General features: G+C 33.3%; 6 protein-coding genes and 2 pseudogenes. 2 read left to right on the top strand and 6 right to left on the bottom strand.

Going from position 1 to position 5,411, the window contains the following annotated elements; all coding sequences use genetic code 11:
* From AB3X49_RS17000 to AB3X49_RS16990, 3 genes are all read right to left on the bottom strand, one after another.
* A partial coding sequence (locus AB3X49_RS17000; RefSeq protein ID WP_367963549.1) for a helix-turn-helix domain-containing protein occupies window positions 1-470 on the bottom strand: 470 nt, incomplete at its 3' end.
* Between the two features lie 268 nt (window positions 471-738).
* Window positions 739-1,299, bottom strand: coding sequence for a GNAT family N-acetyltransferase (locus AB3X49_RS16995; RefSeq protein WP_367963547.1), 561 nt, complete (start codon window positions 1,297-1,299; stop codon window positions 739-741).
* Window positions 1,296-1,499, bottom strand: coding sequence for a hypothetical protein (locus AB3X49_RS16990; RefSeq protein WP_033708017.1), 204 nt, complete (start codon window positions 1,497-1,499; stop codon window positions 1,296-1,298). Before AB3X49_RS16990 ends, AB3X49_RS16995 begins: the two co-directional genes overlap by 4 nt.
* Window positions 1,500-1,651: 152 nt before the next feature.
* Between AB3X49_RS16990 and AB3X49_RS16985 the strand changes: the two are divergent.
* Both AB3X49_RS16985 and AB3X49_RS16980 read left to right on the top strand, forming a co-directional pair.
* Window positions 1,652-2,461, top strand: a pseudogene (locus tag AB3X49_RS16985) (GNAT family N-acetyltransferase); the annotation flags it as partial.
* A gap of 174 nt (window positions 2,462-2,635) precedes the next feature.
* Entirely contained in the window at window positions 2,636-2,839 is a 204-nt protein-coding gene (locus tag AB3X49_RS16980) for a CsbD family protein (RefSeq protein WP_002033531.1), read from the top strand.
* 287 nt (window positions 2,840-3,126) lie between these two features.
* On the opposite strand, the gene AB3X49_RS16975 is transcribed toward AB3X49_RS16980, so the two are convergent.
* The 3 genes and pseudogenes from AB3X49_RS16975 to AB3X49_RS16965 form a co-directional block, all read right to left on the bottom strand.
* Window positions 3,127-4,596, bottom strand: a complete 1,470-nt coding sequence (locus tag AB3X49_RS16975; protein WP_367963545.1) for a DUF4822 domain-containing protein — start codon at window positions 4,594-4,596, stop codon at window positions 3,127-3,129.
* 377 nt (window positions 4,597-4,973) lie between these two features.
* Complete coding sequence (locus tag AB3X49_RS16970) at window positions 4,974-5,225, bottom strand: DUF2164 domain-containing protein (RefSeq protein ID WP_002087817.1); 252 nt, start codon at window positions 5,223-5,225, stop codon at window positions 4,974-4,976.
* 17 nt (window positions 5,226-5,242) lie between these two features.
* A pseudogene (locus tag AB3X49_RS16965) lies at window positions 5,243-5,411 on the bottom strand (peptidoglycan recognition protein family protein); the annotation flags it as partial.

Here is a 5,411-nt window from a genome sequence, read left to right as displayed (position 1 = left end):
AATAGTAATTCTTCTTTTTTTAATACATTGTATCGACTCTCTTCTATCGTTACAGGTACCATCATCGCTCCAATTCCAAGGACAGCAATGATAATGACAAGGAATGTAGACATTGTTGCATTTTCTTTAAATAATAAATACGGTATTGTAGATAAAATAAGCAAGCTAAATCCTAATGCGATATATTTAGAAATTTTTTGCCCATACACTATATACCCTTCCGCCATTTCCTTACTTACATAATAACCATTTTCCTTTTCATTACTTTGCTCAGCAGTTTCTTTTAATAAGTAATCAAGAGATACTTCAAATACATTTCCAATCATTATTAGTTTTTCGGTTTCAGGAAAACCTTGACCATTTTCCCATTTACTAACCGCTTGTCTTGTTGTGTTTAATTTCTCAGCTAACGCTTCTTGAGAAAGGCCTTTTTCCTTTCTTAATTTAAAAAGCTTCTCACCAAATTCCATATGTGTGTCCCCCTTTGTTTTCTTAACTAAATTGTATGTAAACATTGCTCTTATCTCTATCTTCCTGTGGTTGCACTTTGTCAACTTACGGTTGTGATTGTGTTATATAGCGGTTTTGTATACGATTTAGCTAGTTTTCTTCTATGATTGTGGTATTAAGAAAAACAATATTTCTCAATAACCAATTATAACAATTAAAGGTAATTATTGTTATACGTAAAACAAAAACCCCCTTATTCAATTAAAGGAGTTTTCAATATAAAATATTTCATTGATTCATATATCTTTTCCTAGATATACAATACCTTTTCGTATCACGATACTTACCTTTAATGAACAAATCCTTTTGAATTGTACAATCGTATTCCATATTCAAACGTTTCATTAATTTTTCAGATGCTTCATTTTCTGAATTACATCCTGCTTCAATACTATTAAGGCGTAACTCATTAAAACCATAGCTAAAAAAAGCTGAAGCCGCCTCGGTAGCTAATCCTCTACCCCAATATTTTCGTGATAAGGCGTATGCAATTTCCGCTTTATGTTCAGTTACATCATATTTTATAAATCCACAAGTTCCTATGAGTTTTTGTTCCTCTTTTAATACAATTCCAAGGGGAGCTACCTTTTCTTTCTCATATTGACTCACAATTTCTTCTATATATTTTTGTGTGTCATGTAACGATTGATAAGCATCCCATACTGTATACGTTGACATTTCTTTATCTGAGGCATACTCATATATATGTAAAATATCACTCATATTAATTTCCCTTAATATAAGACGTTTCGTATACAACGCTGGATATGACCACTTCTCAACAATCATAGCGGCTTCTGCTTAAACCTTTCATAATTCCGTACCTTTAATGAAAGGATATTCCCGCAATCTGTACAAATATAAGCATCCACTGGTGAAGATGTGAACATCGTTTCCTTTTTCCGTATTTGTGCATAACCGATAAACTCACCTTCTCCTATGTTTTGAGAACCGCAATGAGAGCATGTCTGCACGTCTTTCTGTTTCATGAGAGCACCACCTTTAATCTGTTTCCACTCCCTTCGACAGTCCGTTTCCATTTCCCTTCCAAAAAACCTCTTATTCTCTTACATTTCAACAGGAATCTCAGAAGAAAAATCGTATATGTACTATGAACTATATTAATTGACGGAGGAATCGTATGAGTACAATTATGACAGTCAATACAGCACAAGAAATTGAAAACGCAGAAATACATATGCTTTCTTCTAGATTAGAGGCACTACAAACAATAAGCGGCAACCCAATGCAAGTACAAACGAAAAAGTTCGGGAGTGCCACTGCCTTTTCATCAAAAGTAATTGCTGGTCCTGCTTTTAATACAGTAAAGGGCATTACATTTACAAATACAGATGAGATAGATGAAATCATCGCTTATTATCAATCACTACAAATCCCTTGCCGTTTTGAAATTACACCAGCGCAAGGTACAACTGAATTATTTCAATACTTTTCTCAAAAAGATTTTTATCAATCTAGCTTCCATACCGCTTTATATAGTTTACCAAGAGAAGACTCATCGCTGCTGCCTTCTAACATTTCAGTACGCCAACTAAAAGAAAATGAATTTGATATTTTTGCAGACATATATGTACGTGGATTTAACATGCCATCCTTTACAAAATATGGTGTGCACCAAAATAACGAAATTCTCTACAATAAATCCGGCTGGCATTTTTTCATAGCCGAAGTTCAAAACACTCCTGCTAGTATAGGGGTACTTTATATAAATAAAGGTGTTGCTTCATTAGCTGCTTCTGCTACTTTGCCAGAATTTCAACGTAAAGGTTGTCATACCGTATTAATTCAAAAACGAATTGAGACCGCTCTTGAATCCAATTGTAATTTAATAGTTGGACAAGCAAGATTCGGTAGCGGCAGTCAAAATAATATGGAACGTGCCCATATGAAAATTGCTTATACAAAATCAATATGGACTGCGAAAGACATTAAATTAACTTTCTTTTTCTTTCCATTACGAATGTATACATTTTATGACAATTACCTTTCTATCCTGTTACTCATTTGAATATTCAAACTAAATTTGTTACGCTATTACTAGATACATCATTCAACTTGCAATATGAAAAGAGAATTCTACTCAAACTACAAGGAGGAGAAATGTATGACTAAACATGATCATGGTTTAAAAGAAAAAGTAGAAGGTGCTATTGATAAGGTAAAGGGTGAAGTAAAGGAAGTTGTCGGGAAAGTAACTGACAATAAAAAATTACAAGCCGAGGGAAAATGGGATAAGGTGAAAGGCACTGCTAAAGATACTGTCGGTAATGTAAAAGAGAAAATACATGAATATAAAGAGAACAAATAAAAAAGAGCCACGATGTATGGTCGTGCAAGTAGTAAGTTACTAGATCTGAGAAGATTGTCAGCTACTCAAAAATGAAAATACAACCGAGAAAGTAAGAGAGTTTGTATTTTACATTTACCCATAAGATCATTTTAAAATGACAAATAGATGCCTCAAGGCATCTATTTGTCTATAAAGAACTATTTTACTTCTATTGTATAATTACCTAATCCTAATCACTCAGGTTTTTCCTTACTAACATTTTCTAACATAATGCCTTTGCTAGAGTATAAGATTACTTTTACATCTTATTTTGTGAAATTTGGTTTTAGGTCACCTGTATACGGTTCATGCTCAACAAAGATTTTTATATCTTTTCCATTCGCATCTTTCCCTATTCTTGTATACGTAAATTTATCTTTATTTAACTCTGTAAGTTCAAGGACCGCACCATATTTATTATTTCCTAACGAAACGTGAGCTCTTATTTTATTGTCATGTACAACATCGAAGAAACCATAATCCCCACGACTTATCCCTGTATTCATATTGAAAAACTCATATTTATTTGTATTTTTATCATATTTTGCTAGACTGATTAAGTTAGAGTTGTAGTTTGTTACATTATTACCCTGTTCATCTAATACCACTGTTCCGTTCCATAGAGTACTAGATAAGATTTCATCTCCATCAACGTCTGTAACTATTTTACCCGTCGAGCTTTCTAAATTTTTATCAGGTCGGGTAAAAGAAAGCTCTTTTTCTTGATAAGGAACATGCTCAACAAATACTTCTACATCGTTCCCTTTTGCATCTTTCCCCATTCTTTTATATGTAAATTTCTCCTTGTCTAATTGCGTTAATTCAACAACTGCTTGATAATTTTGCGTTTCAGAAATTAACACTCTTTTCTTTCCATCGTTGGTTATAAAAAAGGTACCGCTATCATTACGACTCTCTTCTGTATTTGCATTAAAAAATTCATACCTTGCAGTTTTAGCATCATATTTTGCAAGCCCGATGAAATTTTGATTTTCTTTCGTTAAATCATTATGATCTTTGTCATAGACTTTTGTCCCTTTCCAGTTTGTTTCACCAAGTATACTAGCTAGTAGCTGCCCTTTCGTTTGTTGAGTTTCTTGTATTGCATTGTATAAAAATTGTGCATACTGTTCACGCGTCACATCCATACTTGGAGCGAATTCCCCTCCTCCTACTCCTTTTGCAATATTATTTGTTTGAACAGCACTAATTGCATTTCTTGCCCATGAGTTCGTTGAAACGTCATTAAAAGTATGATCACTCTTTGCCTTTAAATGAAAAGCATTTGTAAGAACCTGTGCCATTTCTGCACGTGTTAAGGATGCCTTCGGTCTAAAGTTCCCATACTCATCACCCTTAAAAACACCCATTTCTGTTAAAGACAAGATTTCCTTTATATAGCTTGTCGAATCTTCGCTTACGTCCCCATATGGGTTCTGATAATTTTTGTTTTCTGCCATATTAAAATAACGATACATTAAAGCTGCAACTTGTTCGCGTGTTACGTTATCTCCAAAACCAAATCTTCCATCATCATAGCCGAAAATAATTTTCTCACCTGTTAATTGATGAATCGCCTCATATGACCAGTGCCCCTTTGGAACATCTTTGAATACACCAGTATGATTCGTTTGTGGTGTAACCTCCTCTGCTTTCACCTCTCCATTTTTTTCACTTAATAGGCTTCCACCTAAAACTGCTGATATGATACATGTTTTTAAAATTGTTTTATTCATAGCTTCCCAATCCCTTCCTTCATTTAACAAAGAATTACACCACTTATCTTCCAAAAGAAGATTCTATGTGAGCAATTCATGTTTTAAATTTTGATTACAGCTAATTGGTTACACCTCCAAAGTTCTTTTTCGTAGTATCCATAGCTGTTATATATAGGAATTATAAATAGCAACTATAAATTGCCCATAAATAAATTATTAAAAAAAGATAAAATTAAGATAATATATTTTTAATTCTAGGGTCCCTTTTGGAAAAAAAGAGGTTTATTTTATATGTCCAAAAACAATTTCACGGTCTTTTCCAAACAAAACATCGGAAAAAAGCCGTGGCATATACTTATTTTATAATTGACGGAAGACGACCAAAATAGCTCTTTTTACTTCCCTTCATTCTTCTCTAACACATACAAGTCTTCTTCAATATTCGTTAATTTCTCACTTACAAGCTTTCTTGCATCTCCAATTGCTTGATTGTATGCAAATGGTCCAACTAATTTAATCATTTCCTCTATTAAACGTTCTGCTTGGAAACGTCCAATTTCATCTAAATCTTCTTCAACGAAAAATTGCTGAATTTGTGCTACAAGCTCTTCTTTTTTATCAGTCGGTATTTTTATGTTCATCATCATTCGTTACTCCTCTATATTTAAGATAATACTTTTCTTAACTCTACCATAGAAAAGCGATTTCCTGGACAAGTTTTTGTAACCCCTTCTAACTCCCTATGGCCGAGTATATTTCCTTTCTCTATGGCAAACTGCTTCATAAACATTTTACATAAAGAATATAATGAATTCATTTGTGCAGTAGTTGGA

The sequence above is a fragment of the Bacillus sp. C30 genome, from assembly GCF_040838255.1.
In the GTDB taxonomy this organism is placed as follows: Bacteria; Bacillota; Bacilli; order Bacillales; family Bacillaceae_G; genus Bacillus_A; species Bacillus_A mycoides.
Note: the sequence above shows the minus strand (reverse complement) of the source record. Positions and strands in the feature narration are given on the sequence as shown.

Coding starts and splice junctions, on each gene's coding strand:
- AB3X49_RS16995 (WP_367963547.1), bottom strand. CDS start 1,299: ATGATTGTTGAGAAGTGGTCATATCCAGCGTTGTATACGAAACGTCTT.
- AB3X49_RS16990 (WP_033708017.1), bottom strand. CDS start 1,499: ATGAAACAGAAAGACGTGCAGACATGCTCTCATTGCGGTTCTCAAAAC.
- AB3X49_RS16980 (WP_002033531.1), top strand. CDS start 2,636: ATGACTAAACATGATCATGGTTTAAAAGAAAAAGTAGAAGGTGCTATT.
- AB3X49_RS16975 (WP_367963545.1), bottom strand. CDS start 4,596: ATGAATAAAACAATTTTAAAAACATGTATCATATCAGCAGTTTTAGGT.
- AB3X49_RS16970 (WP_002087817.1), bottom strand. CDS start 5,225: ATGATGATGAACATAAAAATACCGACTGATAAAAAAGAAGAGCTTGTA.